21 protein-coding genes and 1 pseudogene are annotated in these 20,118 nt (G+C 63.8%); 13 read left to right on the top strand and 9 right to left on the bottom strand.

The window, feature by feature from the left end; translation table 11 throughout:
• Window positions 1-380: 380 nt before the first annotated feature.
• Window positions 381-707, bottom strand: coding sequence for a hypothetical protein (locus tag ACU8YE_RS03225; RefSeq protein WP_446928077.1), 327 nt, complete (start codon window positions 705-707; stop codon window positions 381-383).
• 168 nt (window positions 708-875) lie between these two features.
• On the opposite strand from ACU8YE_RS03225, the gene ACU8YE_RS03230 reads away from it, so the two are divergent.
• Entirely contained in the window at window positions 876-1,274 is a 399-nt protein-coding gene (locus tag ACU8YE_RS03230) for a hypothetical protein (protein WP_440817631.1), read from the top strand.
• A gap of 67 nt (window positions 1,275-1,341) precedes the next feature.
• On the opposite strand, the gene ACU8YE_RS03235 is transcribed toward ACU8YE_RS03230, so the two are convergent.
• Together ACU8YE_RS03235 and ACU8YE_RS03240 are read right to left on the bottom strand one after the other, a co-directional pair.
• On the bottom strand, window positions 1,342-1,665 hold the full coding sequence (locus ACU8YE_RS03235) for a hypothetical protein (protein WP_446928078.1): 324 nt from the start codon (window positions 1,663-1,665) through the stop codon (window positions 1,342-1,344).
• Between the two features lie 121 nt (window positions 1,666-1,786).
• Window positions 1,787-3,361 (bottom strand): annotated as a pseudogene (locus ACU8YE_RS03240) (methyl-accepting chemotaxis protein); the annotation flags it as partial.
• Window positions 3,362-4,104: 743 nt separating this feature from the next.
• Between ACU8YE_RS03240 and ACU8YE_RS03245 the strand changes: the two are divergent.
• Complete coding sequence (locus ACU8YE_RS03245; protein ID WP_446928079.1) at window positions 4,105-5,148, top strand: hypothetical protein; 1,044 nt, start codon at window positions 4,105-4,107, stop codon at window positions 5,146-5,148.
• Between the two features lie 59 nt (window positions 5,149-5,207).
• Here the strand turns inward: ACU8YE_RS03245 and ACU8YE_RS03250 are convergent, their stop codons facing one another.
• Entirely contained in the window at window positions 5,208-6,128 is a 921-nt protein-coding gene (locus ACU8YE_RS03250; RefSeq protein WP_446928080.1) for a LysR family transcriptional regulator, read from the bottom strand.
• Window positions 6,129-6,209: 81 nt separating this feature from the next.
• Between ACU8YE_RS03250 and ACU8YE_RS03255 the strand changes: the two genes are divergently transcribed.
• From ACU8YE_RS03255 to aroQ, 6 genes are read left to right on the top strand one after another with little or no spacing between them, the layout of a single operon-like run.
• On the top strand, window positions 6,210-7,160 hold the full coding sequence (locus tag ACU8YE_RS03255) for a ketopantoate reductase family protein (RefSeq protein ID WP_446928081.1): 951 nt from the start codon (window positions 6,210-6,212) through the stop codon (window positions 7,158-7,160).
• Window positions 7,157-7,549, top strand: a complete 393-nt coding sequence (locus ACU8YE_RS03260; protein WP_446928082.1) for a VOC family protein — start codon at window positions 7,157-7,159, stop codon at window positions 7,547-7,549. Before ACU8YE_RS03255 ends, ACU8YE_RS03260 begins: the two co-directional genes overlap by 4 nt.
• 2 nt (window positions 7,550-7,551) lie before the next feature.
• On the top strand, window positions 7,552-8,010 hold the full coding sequence (locus tag ACU8YE_RS03265; RefSeq protein WP_092972109.1) for a MaoC family dehydratase: 459 nt from the start codon (window positions 7,552-7,554) through the stop codon (window positions 8,008-8,010).
• Window positions 8,010-9,233, top strand: a complete 1,224-nt coding sequence (locus tag ACU8YE_RS03270) for a CaiB/BaiF CoA transferase family protein (RefSeq protein ID WP_446928083.1) — start codon at window positions 8,010-8,012, stop codon at window positions 9,231-9,233. Before ACU8YE_RS03265 ends, ACU8YE_RS03270 begins: the two co-directional genes overlap by 1 nt.
• Window positions 9,230-10,063, top strand: coding sequence for a shikimate dehydrogenase (gene aroE, locus ACU8YE_RS03275; RefSeq protein WP_446928084.1), 834 nt, complete (start codon window positions 9,230-9,232; stop codon window positions 10,061-10,063). The genes ACU8YE_RS03270 and aroE overlap by 4 nt, the downstream gene beginning before the upstream one ends.
• A 19-nt stretch (window positions 10,064-10,082) precedes the next feature.
• Window positions 10,083-10,526, top strand: coding sequence for a type II 3-dehydroquinate dehydratase (gene aroQ / locus ACU8YE_RS03280; protein ID WP_446928085.1), 444 nt, complete (start codon window positions 10,083-10,085; stop codon window positions 10,524-10,526).
• Window positions 10,527-10,538: 12 nt separating this feature from the next.
• On the opposite strand, the gene ACU8YE_RS03285 is transcribed toward aroQ, so the two are convergent.
• The 3 genes from ACU8YE_RS03285 to ACU8YE_RS03295 are packed head-to-tail and all read right to left on the bottom strand — an operon-like array spanning window position 10,539 to window position 12,236.
• Complete coding sequence (locus ACU8YE_RS03285) at window positions 10,539-11,108, bottom strand: YdeI/OmpD-associated family protein (protein WP_446928086.1); 570 nt, start codon at window positions 11,106-11,108, stop codon at window positions 10,539-10,541.
• Between the two features lie 17 nt (window positions 11,109-11,125).
• On the bottom strand, window positions 11,126-11,551 hold the full coding sequence (locus ACU8YE_RS03290) for a lipocalin-like domain-containing protein (protein WP_446928087.1): 426 nt from the start codon (window positions 11,549-11,551) through the stop codon (window positions 11,126-11,128).
• Between the two features lie 22 nt (window positions 11,552-11,573).
• Window positions 11,574-12,236 (bottom strand): dihydrofolate reductase family protein, encoded by a 663-nt coding sequence (locus ACU8YE_RS03295; protein ID WP_260801449.1) that lies wholly within the window; start codon window positions 12,234-12,236, stop codon window positions 11,574-11,576.
• Between the two features lie 175 nt (window positions 12,237-12,411).
• On the opposite strand from ACU8YE_RS03295, the gene ACU8YE_RS03300 reads away from it, so the two are divergent.
• Window positions 12,412-13,335, top strand: a complete 924-nt coding sequence (locus tag ACU8YE_RS03300) for a recombination-associated protein RdgC (protein ID WP_232039885.1) — start codon at window positions 12,412-12,414, stop codon at window positions 13,333-13,335.
• Window positions 13,336-13,566: 231 nt separating this feature from the next.
• The gene (locus tag ACU8YE_RS03305; RefSeq protein WP_446928088.1) at window positions 13,567-14,751 is read left to right on the top strand and encodes a diguanylate cyclase; all 1,185 of its coding nucleotides are present in this window, start codon (window positions 13,567-13,569) and stop codon (window positions 14,749-14,751) included.
• 13 nt (window positions 14,752-14,764) lie between these two features.
• Here ACU8YE_RS03305 and ACU8YE_RS03310 read toward each other — a convergent pair whose 3' ends face one another.
• On the bottom strand, window positions 14,765-15,622 hold the full coding sequence (locus ACU8YE_RS03310; protein WP_260801451.1) for a LysR family transcriptional regulator: 858 nt from the start codon (window positions 15,620-15,622) through the stop codon (window positions 14,765-14,767).
• Window positions 15,623-15,745: 123 nt separating this feature from the next.
• Between ACU8YE_RS03310 and mdtD the strand changes: the two genes are divergently transcribed.
• Window positions 15,746-17,164 carry a multidrug transporter subunit MdtD gene (gene mdtD / locus ACU8YE_RS03315; protein ID WP_446928089.1) on the top strand — a complete coding sequence of 473 codons (1,419 nt, stop codon included), beginning with the start codon at window positions 15,746-15,748 and terminating at the stop codon, window positions 17,162-17,164.
• Between the two features lie 28 nt (window positions 17,165-17,192).
• Here mdtD and ACU8YE_RS03320 read toward each other — a convergent pair whose 3' ends face one another.
• Complete coding sequence (locus ACU8YE_RS03320; RefSeq protein WP_316879308.1) at window positions 17,193-17,624, bottom strand: hypothetical protein; 432 nt, start codon at window positions 17,622-17,624, stop codon at window positions 17,193-17,195.
• A 387-nt stretch (window positions 17,625-18,011) separates the two neighbouring features.
• Between ACU8YE_RS03320 and ACU8YE_RS03325 the strand changes: the two genes are divergently transcribed.
• Window positions 18,012-19,112: a branched-chain amino acid aminotransferase gene (locus tag ACU8YE_RS03325; RefSeq protein ID WP_446928090.1), complete on the top strand. Its 1,101-nt coding sequence runs from the start codon at window positions 18,012-18,014 to the stop codon at window positions 19,110-19,112.
• A gap of 7 nt (window positions 19,113-19,119) precedes the next feature.
• Entirely contained in the window at window positions 19,120-19,932 is an 813-nt protein-coding gene (locus tag ACU8YE_RS03330; RefSeq protein ID WP_446928091.1) for an alpha/beta fold hydrolase, read from the top strand.
• Window positions 19,933-20,118: the final 186 nt, after the last annotated feature.

Consider the following 20,118-nt stretch of genomic DNA (forward strand, 5'->3'; position numbering starts at 1 on the left):
CTCTGTCCAAGACCTGATTGACCGCCTCGACCTTGAATTCTTCGGTGTATCTCTGCGCACTCATCGCAACTCCTGTCTAACCTCTAGTTTGAGGCTCACAGGTGTCTACTGGCAGCGGGGCGATTCAAATGGCCGAGTTCTGAACCTCATTCGCCGATATCAAACCCTCGACCGTGCTCAAAAAAGCAGCATGTGTTGCTGAAAAAAGCAGCAGGCGCGAGGCAAAAAGGGTCATGGGTCGAGTTCAGAACCCCATGCGTGGGGTTCGGAACGCGGTGCGTCGAGGTCAAAGGTCCGATCTGTTGCTGCAAAAAGCAGCAGCGGCGGGGCAAAAAGCCCCACGGGTGGGGCTTGGAGGGCGGCAAGCGGGGGAACAAGCCTCAAGTGTCGAGCTTGAGGCTCCGAATCCGCTCCGCCTGCCATGCCGCCAACGCAGTGCTCGCTTCGGCTTCTTCTTCCTTGGTCGCCTTCCGGGTTTTATAGGGCGACAAACTGGCAGACAAAATCGGCGCGCCGTTATGTAGGTCCTGAGCGAGCCAGCTCAGGTAATCCCGACCCGCATCGCGATAGCGTTGAACTTCCGCCGTGGTCAGCCGAATCATGAAGCTGTAGCCAAAAGCGCCATGGTTGCAATTGGCATCCAAATACAGCTCGCCATTCGCTTCAAATAAAAACCAGCTCTGCGGTTCGTGGTCCAGCACCTGCATCAACGCCTCCGAGCGCGTAGTGGATTGTGTGAGTGGTTGCGAGCGATGGTGAGATATGCCATGACGTATGTGCAGGCTTCGCACATGCGATCGCACTTTCGCATGATCGTGCTGGCCGCTGCAATCGGCCGCCTAGCATGCAAGCGTTATTGACCATAGCTGCCCGCCATGCCGATTCCATCGAAGATCAGCGGACCGAGCGTCCAGACACACATCAGTAGCAACGACGCGCCGGGCTCGTCGCCGGTAAAGCCGCCGCAACCGCAGGGGCCGCAGCGCACCGCGCGTACATCGCAAGGGCAACTAGGGGCGTTGTCCGCGCGCGGCAACAAGCGCGCACATGCATCCGGCGGTGATGGTGCCGCTGCGAAACCTCAAGCCAAGCACCGCCGCTCGGAACTTCCCCGCACACAGGGGGATGCCGACTCGCGCATGGAGCGCATCATGCAGATGCAGGCCGACACCATGATCCGCAGCGCGGAGATGCAGAACGTGCTGAACCGCGCCAACGCACAGGCCAAGCTGATGGAAGAGGGCAGCAAGGCGGCAAAGGATCTGATCAACTAGCAGCAACGTGCCGGACACGCGTGCTTAGGCTGGTCATCGATTTGACGGCAAGGTACGCGTCACCGGTTCACGCCTGCCACACGGCGTACCCTTCCTCGCGCAATCCGATCGCCAGCTCGACTTCCATCTCCCGCGCCGCCTCGTAAGGCATCGGATTGAAACATTCGTACAGCTCGGGCATCAGACGCAGGCCGTACTCGCGCACAAACCGGTTCGATTTCAGCCCGGCCTTGTGCTTGTCAAAGCGCACGTCGGGCGACTGTCCTGTCATGCCGACATAGACGCATGGCTTGTCGCCTAGGTAATCCGGATTGGCTCTCACGAAGCGCGCTTCGCTCAGCACTTGCCGCGACAGTTCGACGACATAAACGTGGTGGTGGTGACGTGGCATTGGCGAACGCTTCACCGGCGAGGCAGCGAAGCAGAGAAGAAGCGGACGGTGGGCTTGGATCGTAGCGCCCCCGCGCTTCTTCTGCCACTGCGTGGCTGCATCAGGCCGATGCAGCCACTTAAGACGCTCCGTGCAACCGGAAGAACGCCACCGCATGGCTCAGTTGCTGCCCCTGGCCTTCCAAGGATGTGGATGCAGCCGCTGCCTGCTCGACCAGCGCGGCGTTCTGCTGGGTCACTTCGTCCATCTGCGTGATCGCCAAGTTGATCTGCTCGATGCCACGGCTCTGTTCGATGGAGGCGGCGGCAATCTCGCCCATGATGTCGGTCACGCGGGCCACGGCCTGGGTGACTTCGGTCATGGTCTTGCCGGCGGTTTCCACCAGCGTGGAGCCGTCCTGGATCTTCTGCACCGAGGTGCTGATGAGTTCCTTGATCTCCTTGGCGGCGCTGGACGAACGCTGCGCGAGGCTGCGCACTTCACTGGCCACCACGGCAAAGCCGCGGCCTTGCTCGCCGGCGCGGGCGGCTTCCACTGCGGCGTTGAGCGCGAGGATGTTGGTCTGGAACGCAATGCCTTCAATCAGGCCGATGATGTCGACCACCTTGGTCGAGCTGCTGCGGATGTCGCTCATGGTGTCGACGACGTTGCCGACCACGGCGCTGCCGCGTTGGGCAATCTCCGAGGCGTCCGATGCGAGCACGCTGGCCTGCTGGGCGTTGTCGGCGTTCTGCTTCACGGTGGAGGTCAGCTCTTCCATGCTGGAGGCGGTCTCCTGCAAAGACGAAGCCTGCTGTTCAGTGCGCGACGATAGGTCTTGATTGCCGCTGGCAATCTGGCCCACATCGCTGGCAATGCCGTGCGCGGCTTGCCGAACCTGGTCGATCAGCTTCACAAGGCTGGCCTGCATCTCCGACATGGAGGCGAGAATGCTGCCGCGCGGTGCGGTTGTGCCGCCTGGCACGGGGCCCAGGTCTCCGGCGGCCACGCGGCGCGTGATGTCGCTCAGGGCATCGGGTTCGGCGCCCAGTGCGCGGGTCAGGCCACGGGTGATGAGAATGCCGGCAGCCAAGGCGCCCAGCACGGTGGCAAGGCAGATGCCGATGAGCAGCGTGCGCTGGAAGGCGTAGCGCTCGGCAGACTGCTGCTCCATCTCGTGTGCGCGCTCGCGGGCGTGTTCGCTGTAGGCATTGGTTGCCTTGATAAGGGCGGCCAGCAGCGGGCGGCACTGCTCGTTCATCATCGTGATGGATTCTTCATGCTTGCCAGTCAGCGCCGCGTTGACGATGGCAAGCGCCACGGGGCCGTACTTGACCTCAATGCTGTCGATGTCGGCAACCAGGGCCCGTGCACGGTCATCGGTGTCTCCGGCTTGCGCGGTCAACTCCTTGAGTTTGCCCAGGCGGCTCTGCACGTCTTCATGCGCCTGCGTAACGGCGGCCTTTTCCAGATCGATGTCCGACTGCTTCGTGACGAGTACGAGGTTACGTGCCGCGATGGCGCGGCGGTCCACTGCCGTGCGCACACGTTCGGACAGCACTGCCCGGGCGTTCACGCCGTTCACGTACTTGGAAAAACGCGCGTTCGACTCGCTCAGCGCCTGCACTGCCAGCGCGGAAACCAGCAACACCAGCCCCGCCAAAAAGCCAAACGCCACGGTGAGCTTGGCGCGCACCGTCAAATTATTGATGCTCATTGTGATTTCCCCGTTCGGCCTTTTAACCGCGCCGTTTGTTGATGGCAGGCCCCGATGGCGCTGCTCGAAACTTGCAACGGCAGGGAAACTTGATGCTGTAGCGACCCAGTGGGGGTAATCCTCTCTATGTGAGCAATTTTGAGAATTGGCGCAGCCAACGCGAGCGTCATGGACCGGCGCGATCTCAGTCCAGCACGAAGACGAAATGCCGCGGTGGCGCACGTTGCCTGGGCAGGTAGTTGCGCAGAGCCAAGCGGTGATTAGTCTTTTTGGAGGGGGCGATGCGTGGCCGCTTGAGGAGGGAAGAGCGGTTCCGCTTCCTGCACGGCCCAGCAACTTCGCTGGATGCACTGGCGTTTCGTGGCGGCGGCAGCACGCGGCGGGTGCCGCTCTAACATGGTCGTTGACGCTAGGCGGTTGCGCAGGGCACCGGATCGTCGTCTTTCTCCTTCCGAATCTTGGGAATGAAGTCCATGGGCAACCATCGCATTGGCTCGGCATCCACCACGCTGCCACATCACAGTACCTTGGCGAACAAGGAAAACGTAGCGCCGCAGCAGCAGCCCAATGGCAAACAGGTTCGGTCTCGGCAGGGGGTCTTGGCGTCGCTAGCCGCGAGCCCGCGTCGTGCGGGGCGCGCGCTGCAGAGGATGTTGCATATCAATCGGCCCGCGGAGCCACCGGCCAAACCACAGGTTGCCCGACCGGCTGTGCAGGTGCGGCCATCCGTCCAGCAACCCCCCATGGCCAACGCCCCCGTGCGGCGCGAAGTTGCGGGGCCACCCAGATCGGTGCGTACGCCAGGTCATGGCGTGTCTGGCGGCAATACGTCGGTCCAGCATCATCGTGCGCGGGTGTTGAGCCAGATTGAGCATCTGCCGACCGAGCATGGCAAGCAGGCGTGGCGCAAACCGATCGAGGCCATGGAAACGCTGGATCGACACGTTGCCGGTTTGCCGCCCGCGCAATCCGTCAAGCTGCTGCAGCAGATGCAGGTCATCCTGAGTATCAAGGACAGCCATACGCGCAATCTGAACCTGGATCACTTCGTTGCCTCGCTCAAACCGGCAACCGTGCACGCGGCTCCCCCGAGGGGAAGTGCTTCGCCGGCACCGCGCGTATCCACGCCACGGATGCCTGCGGCAGCACCGCAGCGCCCGCCTGCCACACCGACCAAGCTGAGCTTCAAGGACCTGGAGGCGTTTGCAAGCCAGCGGCGGCGTCCGGCCACGCATGCGCAAGGCATGCCCGCGCGGGGGCCGCAGGCTGGCCGCCCGGCAAGCGCACCTGCCACGCCCGCACGTCAGAACACCGCCCCGACGCTGACGCTGGCCGACTTTGAGCGGGAAGCGGAGGACGAGGCCGCTTATCACGGCTACGCGCATGCGGACTACAGCGGCGCCCGTGCGAACTACGCCAGCTATCTCGCGCGCCACAATCCAGCGCCGGAACGCCGCGCACAGTCCGCACCACCGCGCGTCCAACGCGCCGCCCCGCCCACGCTCGACCATGTGCAGCGCGCCCAGATTGCGCACGCTGAAGACGAGCGTGCCCGCTATCACAATGAAATGCCGAACTATCAGCAGGCCTACGCAGACCATGAGGCCCGCCAACCCGCGCCAGCCGCTGTTGGGATCAGGCGTGCGGCGCGCCCGGCACCTCGCCAATTGACAGCCAGCGAGTTGCAGTCGATCCATCAAGAGGAAGATGAGCGCGCGAATTACTTCAACGAGAGCCCGGACCATGCGGGCGCGGAAGCTGCATACCGGGCTCGGCATGGGCTGTGATGGGCTTGTGCGGGGGCAGAGTCAATGCGAGGGCGGGATATCTCGAATGTCGCTTTCCGCTAGCGCGATCCACCAAAGAGCTGACTGACCACGCCGCGCAGCCAACGGTTACCGGCTTCGTGGTGATACCTCGCATGCCAATGCTGCCGAACGGCAAAACCGTCCACCGGGAATGGACACCCGCGAACCGCCAGGTCATTGGCCTGTGCCAGGGTCTCGCCAATGTGGCGGGGCAGCGTGGTAATCAAGTCCGTTGATTGCACAATCGCGCCCAGCCCGAGGAACCCCGGTAGTTCCAGCACGACTTGGCGCTCGATGCGCTCGCGCGTCAGCGCCTGCTGAAGGAGTTGCGCCCCCGTGCCCGCCGTGACGGCGACGTGCCCCTCCGCGCAGTATTGCTTCACGCCAAACCGGGTGCGAATCCGGGGGTGATGACGGTTGGCCAGGCATACCCAGTCCTGCTCGTACAACTGCTGCTGGTAGATGCTGCCGCTCAGCCACGGCACGTAGCCGATTGCAAGGTCGGCCTCGCCCGATTCCAGCGTGCGTTCTGTATTGCCGTCGATCCGGGCAGCCTCCAGCCGGACACCGGGGGCCTGAGCGCGAACATGCGCCAGAAGACGCGGCAGCAGCGTGATGTGGCTCGCGTCTGTCATGCAGATGCGAAAGCGCCGCTGCGCCGTTGCAGGGTCGAACGCAATCTCCCACGCAGTAAAACGCCTCAACGATTCGAGAATCTCCCGGCACGGCCCAATCAGGGCGTCGGCCTGCGGTGTCGGTGCCATGCCGCCCGGCGTGCGGATGAAGAGCGGGTCCCGCACGTAATCCCGCAGGCGCCCGAGCCAGATGCTGACGGTCGGCTGGCTCTGGCCGAGCTGCTCGGCAACCCGGCTGACGTTGCGCACGTCGTAAAGGAGGTCGAACAGTTGCAGCAGCTTCAGGTCGGGCAGATCGGTCAGTAACGCGGCACTATTGTCCATGGCAATAATGGTATTTGGATCATTGTATTGTCAGTATAAGTGCCGCCTCCTATCGTGCAACCACACGACAAGGAGACGCCATTGAAGATTGCGATTCTCGGCGCCGGCGCACTGGGCTGCGCCATCGGTGCCGCCCTCACCGAAGGTGGCCATGAGACCTGGCTGATCAGCCGCTCACCGGCGCACGTCAACGCCATGCGTGGCGAGGGCCTACGGGTTGACGACGTGCAGGGCACGCGCCGCATCCCGGTGCTGGCAGCGACGCAGGCTGCGGAAGTTGGCGTAGCGGAACTGGTGATCGTGCTCGTCAAATCTTTCCAGACCGACGCGGCCATGCGCGGCGCGGCCGCTCTGGTTGGGCCCGATACGCTGGTGCTGTCATTGCAGAACGGCCTGGGGCACGAAGCGATCCTGGCCGACATCGTGGGCTGTGAACGCGTGCTGGCAGGCAAGACTTACGTTGGCGGCGTGTTGCGCGGCCCGGGGCACATTCAGTCCGGCGTAGTTGGCAAGGCAACGTACATCGGTGAACTCGACGGCCGCCTGACGCCGCGTGTGCAGGCCATTGCAGACGCATTCAACGCAGCGGGGCTGGCGACCACCGTCAGCGAAAACATTGTCGGCACGATGTGGGACAAGCTCCTGGTGAACGTCGCCACAGGGGCGCTGACCGGCATCACACGCCTCACCTACGGCCAGCTCTACGACGATGCGCTGCTCAAGGCCACCTCGCTTGCGGCGGTGGCCGAGGCGATCGCGGCGGCGCAGGCAGCGGGCGTGAAGTTATCGATGACGGACCCGGAACAGGCCTGGACGCTTGCCGCCGAGGGCCTTCCTGCGGCGTTCAAGACATCGATGCTGCAAAGCCTGGAGAAAGGGTCGATCACGGAGATTGATTTCATCAACGGTTCGGTCGTGCGTTGCGGGCAGCAGTACGGCGTGCCGACACCGGTCAACGCCACGCTGGTGGCCTGCATCAAGGGCATCGAGCGCGCAATGGCTGACCGCCAACGCGAGGAGACCACCGCATGAGCGCCCCCAAGGCCTACCTGGAACACGTTGCCATCTGGGTGAAAGACATCCACTGGCACATCCGATTCTTCGAGGGCGTGCTGGGCATGACCCTGCGCGAAATCGACGGCACGCGAGAAGCGCCCCGGCAGTACTGGACCCTCGGCGGTCTGCAGTTCATCCATGCCCCGGAGTTTGAGGGGCCCGAGGGGCGGCTCGCTCACCTTGGCGTGATGTGCGAAGACCTTGAAGCGGCGCTGGCCCTGGCACAGGGTTTCGGCGTGAGCGAAATGCCGCAAGGCCGCAACTGGCTGCGCTTGCCAGACGGTCTGGCCGTCGAACTCATCCAGGCCAAGCCTGCGTCTTGCGTGGCGCAGGCGCTGTCTATCAACCCACGTGCACAAGCATGAACATGACCATCGTCGAAAAATACTGGGATGACGCCCGCGAGGGCGATACGTGTGTGAGCCCGAGTTACACGGTAACGAAGGAACGCATCCTCGCCTATGCAGACCTCACCGGTGACCACACACCTGTGCACGTGGATGAAGCCTATGCCAATGCCAGCCACTTCGGCTGCATCGTCGCGCATGGTTTGTTCGGGCTGTCGATTGCCGACGGTCTGAAAACGCAGAGCGATTACCGCTTCTTGCCCGGCATGTCGCTCGGCTGGACCTGGGATTTCCTGCTGCCGATCAAGGTGAACGACGTGCTCCACGTGAAATTCCGCGTCGGGGAGATGCGGGCAAGCAAGAGCCGGCCTGGCTGGGGCATCGTCGTGCTGCCATCGGAGCTGATCAACCAGGACGGTCAGGTGGTGCAACGCGGAGAGCATCGTCTGATGGTGCCGCGCCGGCCGGGAGCATTCTGATGCAGGCTCGCCCTCTCGAAGGTATTCGCGTTGTCGACTACAGCCACTTCCTCGCCGGTCCGTACGTCGGCCGATGCCTGGCCGCCCTCGGAGCCGAAGTGATCAAGGTCGAGCGCCCCGGCACCGGCGATGCCGGCCGCCAACACGCCACCGTGCTCGACGACCAGCAAAGCGGCTATTTCCTGCAGCTCAACATGGGCAAGCGCGGCGTGAGCGTCAACATGAAGGACCCACGCGGCAAGGCGTTTATGCAGCGGCTGTGCGATTCGGCAGACGTGTTCATCGAGAACTACCGACCCGGCGCGCTGGACAAGCTGGGGCTGGGCTATGCCGAGCTGTCGGCGCGCAATCCGGGCCTGGTCTATTGCTCGATCTCGGCCTACGGACATACCGGGCCGGATGCGCATCGCGCCGGTTTCGGACTGATTGCCGAAGCCAAGAGCGGCATCATGCAAATGGTCGGCACGCCGGGCGAGCGGCCACCGCTGTTGCGCATCTCGCTCGGTGACATGTACACGGGCATCCACTCCGTTGCCGCCATCAACGCAGCCTTGCTGGGGCGCGTGAAGAGCCAGCGCGGGCAGCACATCGACATGGCGCTGTACGACACGTTGGTGTCGATGCATGAATACGCGGTGCAGTGCTACACCCTGCAGGGCGTGCTGCCCGAGCAGACCGGCCATGACATGCCGACCTCGACGCTCTACGGTGTGTTCCGCGCGTCGGACGGGGACCTTGTGATCGCCGCGCAGGTGGACGACGCGTGGAAGCGCTTTGCTGCCCTGGTCGAAGCGCATGGCGGCCCGGCGGGCTTCGGCGCCGACACGCGGTTTCATGCGGGCGCCGGGCGCAACGCGCACCGTACGGAAATCCTCTCTGTGGTGGAGCCCTGGGTCGCAGCGCGTTCCGTGGCGTCGGTGCTGGAACTGCTGGATGGCATCAATGTTCCTTGTGCAAAGGTGCAGCGCATTGACGAGGTGCTGGCCGATCCGCAAATTCAGGCGCGGGGGATGGTGGTCGAGCAAGAGCACCCGCGCTACGGCACGTTGCGCCTGCCCAACTTGCCGTTCAAGTTCTCCGATTGCGATACCACCATCCGCGATGTGGCGCCCGACTTGGGCGAGCACAACGCCGAAGTGGCGCGCGCACTGGGTTTCGACGCAGACGAGATCCGCGCGATGCAGGCTGACGGCGTCCTCTATTCGAAGCGAGACCAATCATGACTGACCACTATGCGGTGATCGGCAGCCCGATCTCACACACCAAGTCGCCGCTCATTCACGACCTTTTTGCGCAAGAGGCCCGGCAAGACATGGAATACACGGCCATCGAAGGGCCGGTTGAACCAGATTCCGCGTTTGCCGATGTCGTGCGCAAGTTTGCCGCGGGCGGTGGCAAAGGTATGAATGTCACGGCGCCGTTCAAGCTCAAGGCGTTTGCGATGGCCGATGAGCGCAGTGAGCGTGCAGCGTTGGCCGGTGCTGTCAACGCGCTCAAGTTTGAGGGCGGCCGCATCCTGGCCGACAACTTCGACGGTATCGGACTGGTTCGCGACATCGAGATCAACCTGGGGCTGCCGATGTCTGGCAAGCGCGTGCTGATGCTGGGGGCCGGCGGTGCTGCGCGCGGCGCTCTGCTGCCGTTCCTGGAGGCGAGGCCGGCAGAGTTGGTCATTGCAAACCGCGACGTCGCAAAAGCGCAGGCGCTGGCAGCCCAGGTTGCCGGGCGCGGCGCGGTCGTCGCCTGCGGGTATGCCGACCTGGAGGCAATGGGGCGCTTCGATCTGGTGGTCAATGCCACCTCGGCCAGTCTCACGGGCGATCTGCCGCCCGTTCCGCCGAGCATCTTCCGCCCCGAGGGGATGGCCTACGAGCTGGCGTATGGCAAGCGGTTGACGCCGTTCTTGCGGCTCGCCCGCAACGCGGGTGTGCGCAACATCGCGGACGGTGTCGGCATGCTGGTCGAACAGGCCGCTGAAGCGTTCCTGTGGTGGCGCTGCGTGCGCCCGGATACGCGCCCCGTGATCGATCGGTTGACCGTTCCCCTTGATTGAATTCACTACGGAGGCACGAATGAAGCGCATCCTGATGCTGCACGGCGTCAACCACAACATGTTCGGCAAGCGTGACCCTGTGCAGTACGGGACGATCACGCTGGCCGAGATCGATGCAAGGCTGCAGGCGTTGGGCGCCGAACTTGGCGTGCAGGTGGAGTCGTTCCAAACGAACAGCGAGGGGGCGATGTGCGAGCGCATTCACCGTGCGTTCGAAGACGGCCAGGACGCCGTGCTGATCAACGCCGGTGCGTGGACGCATTACAGCTACGGGATTCGCGATGCGCTGGCGATCCTGACGTGTCCGGTAGTGGAATTGCATATGTCCAATATCCACGCACGCGAGCCGTTCCGGCATCACTCGGTGTTTGCCGACATCGTCAGCGGGCAGATTTGCGGGTTTGGAGTGCAGAGCTACCTTTTGGCCCTGCGCGCGGCGGCCTCGGCAATCGATCAGGCTTAGCCGTGGCAAATGCTACGGATGAAGCGTCTCGCCCTTGTTCAGCATGTCAATGAATTGAGCGATCTTCTTTGCGCGCGTCTCAACCTTCTTCACGTTCTGGATCCTGAACAGAATCGCGTACCGGTTCTGGCCATTCAGGGTGGCAAAGAACTGCTTGGCTTTCGGGTTGGCGTCCAGGGCCTGCTGCAGGTCATCGGGCACGGTTGATGTACTTGCAGACGAGTAGGCTGCCTCCCAACGCCCGTCTTGCTTGGCCAGATCGACTGCGCGAAGCCCTGGCGGGCGCATCCTCCCGGCGCTGATCAACGCTTCGGCCTTGGCGGTGTTGATCTTTGACCAGATGCTTTTGGCTGTTCTGGGCGTGAACCGCTGCAGCCAGTGGTGCTCGTCTTCCGCCTGCTTTTGGCCGTCAATCCATCCGTAGCAAAGAGCGCTTTCAACGGCCTCTGCATAAGACACGGTGGATTGATCGGCCGACCGCTTCGCGATGCGGAGCCAGACGCCGGCCGCAGCCTCGCCGTGGGTTTCCAGCCAGGCTTCCCAGGCTTCCTGGTTGATGAAGGAAAGTGTTGGATTCGCCATCGCGTTGGTCGGCGACGTTATTCGCGCCTGAATCCGAGCACACCTCTGCCCATTGCATTTTCAGACACCAGCGGATTCGGCATCCAGGCGGTGTGTACCTCCAGCCTGTCTCCATCCAGCTTATAGAACCGTTCCTGCTCCGTGCCGTTCCAGGCTTCATTCCAGCACGCGTCGACCTTCGTGACGAACCGATCGCCCTCGACCCGATACCGCCCTGTGTAAGCCACGATCGTGCGGAACAGCGCCGCCAGCTTCTCGTCTGTGTTTCCCGGCTCGCGCACCTTCGCCGTGAGGAGCACCATCATGCGTCCGTCAGCGCCGAAGATCAGTGAACCCTGGGGGTCGGCGCCCCAGGGTTGCGTGCGCTCCTTTGTCTCCTGAACCTCGGTCTCGAAAGACACCAGCCGCCAGCTGCCGTGCAGCTTCGTATCGTGCTCAGTCATCGTTCGTCCTGTCCTCGTTCGTTTAAATGCGCGTATGCGATGAGCGCTGCAAGACAACGTGCGTCGCCTTTTCCGACGCTACGGATTCAACGCACGTGTAGCCCAGCGCTCGCAAGTCGATGCCTTCGAACAGGGGTTCCCCACGGCCAAGCAGGATTGGCGAGATTGCAATGTGCAGTTCATCGATGAGGCCCTCACGCAGGTACTGCCGAATGGTGCTCGCGCCACCGCCGATTCGTACATCCTTCCCGCCGGCGGCCTCGCGCGCACGGTCGAGCGCTTCTCGAAAGCCGCCTGTGACGAAGTGGAACGTCGTGCCGCCCTCCATCTCGATGGGCGCACGCGCGTAGTGGGTCAACACGAAAACGGGAACGTGATATGGCGGGTTGTCGCCCCACCAGCCTTTCCAGTGGTCGTCGGGCCAATCCCCGCGAATGGGGCCGAACATGTTGCGCCCGAGAATCCACGCCCCGACGTTCCGGAAACTACGGGCGGCAAAGTCATCGTCAACGCCAGTGGTGCCGCCGTCCTTGCCGAACAGGTTCCGCTGGAACGTGCGCGTTGTGACAAGCCACTGGTGTAGGTCCATCCCGCCAATGCCGAGCGGATGGTCGATGTCCTGATCCGGACCTGCGCCGTATCCGTCAATCGAGATGGTGAAGCCCGCAACGCGAACGCGTGTCATCGTTTGTCTCCAGCGCCAATCGGACGCCCGATCGGTCATCAACGGATGCGGGCGTCAGGACCTGCATATTAGTACCGGCGCCAGCCGAGCGCGTCGCCTACGCCGGGTCGGGCATCAGCCAATGGGGGGAGGGGGCGCGCCATCCTTTAGAATCGCGGACTTTGCCCGTACTCCCATGTGGTTCAAAAACCTTCAGCTTCATCGCCTGCCGGCGCCTTGGGCCGTTACCCCTGAACAGCTTGAAAAGTGGCTGGCACCCCACGCGTTCCAACCGGGCAACAGTGTAGAGAAACAGACCTCCGGCTGGGCATCGCCACGCGAGGATGGCGCGCTCGTGTATTCAAACAACGGGCAGATGCTGCTGACCTTTCGCGCAGAAAAGAAGCTGCTGCCGGCGTCCGTCATCAACCAGGTGACCAAGGCCCGGGCGCTCGAGCTGGAGGAGCAGCAGGGTTTCAAGCCCGGTCGAAAGCAACTGCGCGAACTCAAGGAACAGGTGACCGACGAGCTGCTGCCGCGCGCGTTCAGCATTCGGCGCGATACGCGGGTGTGGATCGATACGGCAAACGGCTGGCTGGTGATCGATGCGGCTTCGCAGGCGGTGGCCGACGACGTGCGCGGCCTGCTCGTGAAGTCGATCGACCAGTTGCCGCTCACCAATGTGCACGTGGCACATTCGCCGGTGGCTGCCATGACGGAGTGGCTGCTGTCTGGCGAGGCGCCCGGCGGCTTCACCGTCGACCAGGACGCCGAGTTGCGCTCGACGGGTGAGGGCGGCGCCACCGTCCGATACGTCGGCCACGCGCTCGAAGCCGAAGACATGCGTCGTCACATCGAAGCCGGCAAACAGTGCATGCGCCTCGCCATGACGTGGGACGACCGGGTTTCCTTCGTGCTCACGCCGTCACTCCTGATCAAGCGCGTGACGCCGCTCGACGTAATCAAGGAAGCCGAAGACCCCACCGCACAGAACGACGACGAACGCTTTGACTCCGATGTCACACTCATGACGGGCGAGTTGGCGCGGATGCTGACCGACCTGGTCGACAGTCTGGGGGGCGATCAGCTCGATGCCGCGCAACAGGCCAAGGCGGCCTGAACGGTACCTTGAATGCGCCTGAAGCGAGGGGCGCTTCACAGCGCACGAAGTCCGGCAGGCCACAGTCAAAAGCGTTTGCCCAGGGATTCGGCCCATTTCGGGTACTTATCCCTGTGCATGACAGCGCATCACCCCCGTAGAGAGGGGGCAGGCCGGCCCATCCGCAGCGGCTTTCCCACGTAAAATCCGGAGCGCGCGCCGCCATGCTCGGCGCCCTGTTTTGATATCCGGATGTACGTCGATCTTCTTACCCTTTATCTCCTTGCCGTCGGCATCTTGCTCGCCAGCGCTGGAATGCTGTTCTGGGAGCATCGGACCAATCCTCGCCGCAGCAAGGCGTTGCGCCTGATGGCGGCCGGGTTTGCGACGCTCGCGCTCGGCTGCACGGCCGTGCTGTTCCGCCATGTAGTGCCGGGCGCGACGGGCGCTGCACTCTGCAGCCTCATCATGCTGTGTGGCTATCTGCTCGTGCTGTCGGGCGTGGCGGCGCTGAACGGGCGGCAGTATCGCGGCGCCGCAGCCGGCGTGCTCATCGGCATGGCCCTGGTCTGGGCGATCTGGGGCGCGCAGTGGCAAGGCATCCTGTGGAACTACGTCAGCGCGATTCCGATTGCGTTGGTCAGCGCGATGACGGCTCGCGAAATGTGGCGTAGCGATGCCATGAAGCCGCTGCGCCCGCGACAACTCGTGGTGGTTGTGACGACGCTGCATGCCGCGCTCTACCTTGCCCGCGGGATCGCGCTGCCAGGGCTGGTGTCGGCATTCGGGCCGGCCATGCAGCCGTTGGCCAGCAAGTTGACGATGATCGAGGGCGTCTTGTACGCGATGGTGTTGCCGATGACGTTGCTGAAGCTCATCCGGGACGAGGCCCACGGCCAGCTTCTGAGCGAATCGCAGACGGACTACCTGACCCGCCTTGGCAATCGCCGCTGGTTCTTCGAACGGGGCGAACGCCTGATCGAACGCATTGCCAGCAACCGGCCCGTCGCCATGCTCGTGTTCGATCTTGACCGGTTCAAGGCCATCAACGACCGCTACGGGCACCAGGCCGGCGACACCGTTCTCAAGGTGTTTGCGGAAATCGCGCAGGATGTGCTCGGCCCCGACGTGATGTTTGCGCGCATTGGCGGCGAAGAATTCGCCGCGCTGCTGTCGGGCGATGACGCCCGCCATGCCAGAACGCGGGGTGAAGCCGTGGCCAAGTGCTTTGCGGAGGCGGTCCAACGCCGCAGCGACAGCGCCGGCATTCTGGCGACAGTCAGCATTGGGATGGCCCAGTTCGACGCCGACCTGCCCTCGCTGGCGGAAGGCCTGGCTGCGGCAGACAAGGCGCTCTATCGTGCCAAATCGCTGGGCGGCAATCGGCTTGAAGTCGCGCAGCCTGCCGGGCAAGTCGACGAGACGGTGTTCTCGTAACGGTGAACGTTGTTCAGTCCGCCCGCCCGGCGCGCAGGTCGCTCTTGCGGATGAGCTGCAAGAGCGTCTCCGCAGGCTTGCTCAGCCGTCGCGCAGACAACGTGATGAATTCGATGGCCGGCAGCGGCGGCAAAACGTCGCCATTGACGGGCGGCACCAGCCCTCCGCCGGCCAGGTTCTGCGCACGCACGGTAATCCCCAGCCCGCCGCGGGCCGCGGCAATACACCCGGAATGACTGCTGCTGGTGCAGACCACGCGCCACAGCCAGCCCGTTGCAGCCAGCGTGTCCAGCACGATCGAGCGCGTCACGCTCGGCTCGTTGACGAGGATGAGCGGCAGCGGCTGACTCACATCGACCACGGTACCGGGCCGCGCCAGCCATTCGAGCTGACCTCGGAATAGCGGGACACCGCGTCGGCCGCCTTCGCGGCGCTTGCCGACAATGAGATCCAGCGAGCCGTCTTCGATGCCTTCGTACAGCTTGCTCGTCATCCCCATCGTGATCTCAAGCTCGACATCCGGGTGCGTGGCCCGAAATGCGGCCAGCAGATTGGGCAGCGGCCCCTGCGCCAGGTCTTCCGAAGAGCCAAGGCGCACACGGCCCTGCAGCCGGGGCGCACTGAACTGCAACTCGGCGCGCGCCAGGGATTCGAGGATCAACTTCGCGTGAACGAGTAGCGCTTCGCCGTCGGGCGTGAGCGACACCGAATGGGTGTCGCGCACAAATAGCCGCCGGTTCACGCTTTGCTCCAGCCGGCGGATGTGATCGCTGACGGACGATTGCGACAGGTCAAGCTGGCGCCCGGCCTCCGTAAAGCTATGGGCGGCGGCCACCGTGGCGAAGGTTTGAATCCAGACAGGATTGAGCATGCGGGCATTGTCATCGGAGTTTCCGATAACAGTCAACGTCTCTAGAGGGGTTCCCGATTAGCTGTCCGTCGGTAGCATTGCGGGTGATGTCCGGCGCTTTCCGGGCAGCATTCCAGGATTCACATGCAGACCGCTTCAACTCCCGCCGCCCCGCAGAACACCTCTCAAAAGGCCATGCTGTGGATTGTCTTTGCCGGCTTCTTCATGCAGGCGCTCGACACAACGATCGTCAATACCGCGCTGCCATCGATGGCGCGCAGCCTCGGTGAAAAGCCGCTCGACCTGAAATCGGTGGTGGTGGCCTACACGCTGACCATGGCCATGCTGACGCCAGCATCAGGATGGCTGGCGGACAAGTTCGGTACGCGGCGCGTTTATTTCAGCGCGATCCTGATCTTCGTTCTGGGTTCAGTGTTCTGCGCGATGGCGCACACGCTGCCGCAGTTGGTGATCGCGCGCGTGCTGCAAGGGATTGGCGGATCGATGCTGTTGCCGATTGGCCGACTCGCGGTGCTGCGCAATATTCCGGGCGAGCAGTACATCGCCGCCTTGGCCTTCGTGTCGGTGGCGGGGCAGGTTGGCCCGCTCCTGGGGCCGGCGCTTGGCGGCTGGCTCGTGCAGGATGTCTCGTGGCACTGGATTTTCCTGATCAACGTGCCCGTGGGTTTCGTAGGTTTGTTTGCGGTCCGGCGCTATCTTCCGCAAGACGCCGTGCGCGCCGTGGCGCCATTCGATTGGCTTGGCTGCGGGCTGCTGTCGTTGTGCATGGTGGCCTTCTCGCTGGCGCTCGAAAACGGCGCGCATAGCCCCTGGAGCGCAGCGCTGATCGCCGTGAGTATCGTCAGCGCGCTGCTCTATATTCCGCACGCAAGGCGGCGTGTGGCGCCGCTGTTCCAGCTTGCGCTCTTTCGCGAACCGAACTTCAGCATTGGGCTCGTCGGCAACCTGTTTTGCCGGATCGGTTCGGGCGCTGTGCCATTCCTGTTGCCGCTGCTGTTCCAGTTGCAGCTTGGCTATTCGCCGTTCCATTCGGGCCTGCTGCTATTGCCGGTTGCCATTGCCGGCATGCTCGCCAAGCGTTGGGTCGTCCCGCTCGTGAACCGGTTCGGATACGACGTGTTCCTGCAGGTCAACACGTGGGTCGTTGGCGTCTCGATTGCCTCGTTTGCGGCCATGGCGCCGGGCTGGCCGCTGGCGCTGTCGATCGTGCAACTGTCGGTGTTTGGATGGGCGAATTCGATGCAGTTTGCAGCCATGAACAGCATCACGCTCAAAGGCTTGTCGCACCAGGATGCCGGCAGCGGCAATAGCCTGTTCTCAATGGTGCAGATGCTCGCAATCGGCCTGGGCGTGTCGATCGGGGGCGGGCTTGTCAGCCTTTTCTCGGTCAAGCTTGGTGTGGCCGCTCCGGCTTATCGGCTGGCGTTCTTCACCATGGGCGTGGTGACCGTGTTTTCTGCGTGGATTTTTCGCAGGCTCGACGCCAAGCCCGCGCCGCTCCGTGCCAACAACGTAGAAGCGGAGGCCGTTCAGGTGCGCTAACGATTGCAGGCGCTGCTTGGGCGGGGTCTCATCCGCGCATGCGCAGAAGATCGGCGTAAGAGACCAATTTGCGCTTTCCAGTCCCGAGCGTCTTGCGCTTTGACGTTGACCGGCTTGGCTTGCTGCGCTCGAACTTGGCCGCAGCACGTGCATCTTCCTTGGCATGCACGCTGGCGGATTTCGTTTCCGCCTTGACGCGTTCGGCTTCCAGCCGTGCGGCCACCCGCTCTTCGCGGGCAACTTCCTGCGCTGCCGAGAGGATTTCTGCCTTGAGTTGATCGCGTCGCTGCTTGGCGGCAACGCGGGCGGCCTGTAGTTGCTCCTTCCGTTGCCGGAGCCAGTCTTTTCGGCTCACCGGGGCGGGCCGTGCCTCCGCCGGCACGCTCAGGCGCAAAGCCCGGCTGACGGCGACCTTTTCGGCGAGGATCTTGCGGCGTGGATCGTGTTTCGCGTCACTCATGGTGCGCAACGCTCCCTGGCGGCACCGTTGTGCCGCCGTGCACCAGCAGGGGATGGCGGGTCATGACATTCATTCCGTCAACCGTACCATAGGGTTTCAAGTCCCGCAGGGGTGATGCCTGCCCATCAAGCGTTCTGGCGCCCGTTCCGGCAGGCGCGCGATTGCCCAGGCGCCGGCGCTATTCCGGTGCGGTATTCCCCCCTGCGCCAGGCGGCGTCTCGGCCAGGGAGCTACGGCGGTTGATGCGCCTGGGCGCTCGTCCAACCGCATTGTTTTTCCGCCGCCTGCAATACCGTATGTGCGTGAATACGCAACCAAATTGCATCGCCGTTGGCGCAAAATAGCGGTTTGGGCATTTTTGTGCCCCCCTGCACCCTTGGAGACGGTATGAACAACGTTGTCGAATCGGCCATTTCGATCGAGAAGCGCCCGGACCCTGTTCCGGCGGAAGAGCGCGCGCGCCTGCTGGAAAACCCCGCTTTCGGCCGCGTCTTCACGGATCACATGGCCACCATCCGCTACACCGAGGGCAAGGGCTGGCACGACGCCAAAATCGGCGCGCATGGCCCGATCCAGTGCGATCCGTCCACGCTGGTGCTGCACTACGCGCAGGAAATCTTCGAGGGCATGAAGGCCTACCGCCTGCCGGATGGCGGCGGTGCGCTGTTCCGTCCGGAGGCGAATGCGCGCCGGTTTCAGAATTCGGCCAAGCGCCTGGCAATGCCCGCGCTGCCGGAAGATCTCTTCCTGCAGGCCGTGCGCGAGCTGGTCAAGCTCGATCGCGACTGGATTCCGTCGGGCCAGGGCTCGTCGCTGTACCTGCGCCCTTTCATGATCGCCACCGAAGTGGTGCTGGGCGTGAAGCCGTCGGCCGAGTACCTGTTCTGCGTGATTGCCTGCCCGGTGGGTGCGTACTTCAAGGGCGACGCATCGTCAGGCGTCACCATCTGGGTGTCGGACAACTACACCCGCGCCGCGCCCGGCGGCACGGGCGAGGCCAAGTGCGGCGGCAACTACGCTGCCAGCCTGGTCGCCCAGGCTGAAGCCACCCGCGAGGGCTGCGACCAGGTCGTCTTCCTCGACGCGGTGGAGCGCAAGTGGATTGAAGAGCTGGGCGGCATGAACGTGTTCTTCGTCTTCGATGACGGTTCGCTGCAGACGCCGCCGCTCACCGGCACGATCCTGCCGGGCATTACGCGCGATTCGCTGATCACGCTGGCGCGCGGCATGGGCCTGACCGTGCGTGAAGAGCCGTACTCCATCGACCAGTGGCAGGCCGACGCGCAAAGCGGCCGCCTGCGCGAAGCCTTTGCCTGCGGCACCGCAGCGGTTGTCACGCCCATCGGCAAGGTCAAGGGCCACAAGCACAACTTCACCATCGGCGATGGCAAGGCAGGCGAGCTGACGACCAAGCTGAAGGCGGCATTGGTCGATCTGCAGAACGGCCGCGCACCGGACCCGCACCGCTGGCTCGACCGCCTGTTCTAAGACCGGGATGGCTGAGTCGCTTTCCGCGCTTTCGGTGGTTGGGACCGAGGCATGGATCACCACACCCGATGGCCGGCTCCATGCCCGGCAATGGGGCGGCCCGCTTGACGATGCCGCCAAACCGCCCATCGTGCTGCTGCACGATTCGCTCGGCTGCGTAGCACTGTGGCGGGATTTTCCGCAGCACCTGGCGCAGTCAACGGGGCATGCGGTCATCGCCTACGACCGGCTTGGCTTTGGCCAATCCGACGCCTTTGCGGGCCCGCTCGATCCGGGCCTCATTCAGCAGGAAGCGCACGGTGGCTTTGCGGCGGTGACCGAGCAGCTTGGCGTGGACCGCTTCATCGTCTTCGGCCACAGCGTCGGCGGCGGCATGGCCGTGTCGATTGCGGCGGCGTATCCGGGCCGCTGCGCGGGGTTGATCACCGAGTCGGCGCAGTCGTTCGTGGAGGAGCAAACGCGCGAGGGCATCCGCGTTGCCCAGGCACAGTTTGCCCAGCCCGGCCAGATGGGCCGGCTCGAGCGGTACCACGGCAGTAAGGCGCAATGGGTGCTGGATGCGTGGGTCAACACGTGGTTGTCACCAGCGTTTGCGCAGTGGTGCCTGGACGACGCGCTGCTTGCCGTGCGCAGCCCCGTGCTGGCGCTGCACGGTACCGAAGATGAATACGGCTCGACTGCGCAACCCGAGCGCATCGTCACGCTGGCCGGCGCGCCCGCCACGCTCAAGCTCGTGCAGCGTTGCGGACACGTGCCGCATCGGGAGCAGGAGGCCGCTGTGCTGGATGCGGTCAACGCGTTCCTCCCCACATTGGCCTGATCCGCATTGCGCGCCGGCGCCTTCGGCGGCTGGGCATAAACGGTTGTTGTGAGCCTGCGTTCAGGTGCGCCGCACCAAAATCGAACGACCGTTTTTAAATCGCCTGTTTCAATCGACTGCTTTTTTCCCGCCTCCAGAGGGCCGCGCGGCGGCCGCTTTGTTTGGAGTTTTGCGCCTAGTTTCTGG

The sequence above is a fragment of the Ralstonia sp. VS2407 genome (genome assembly GCF_052950655.1).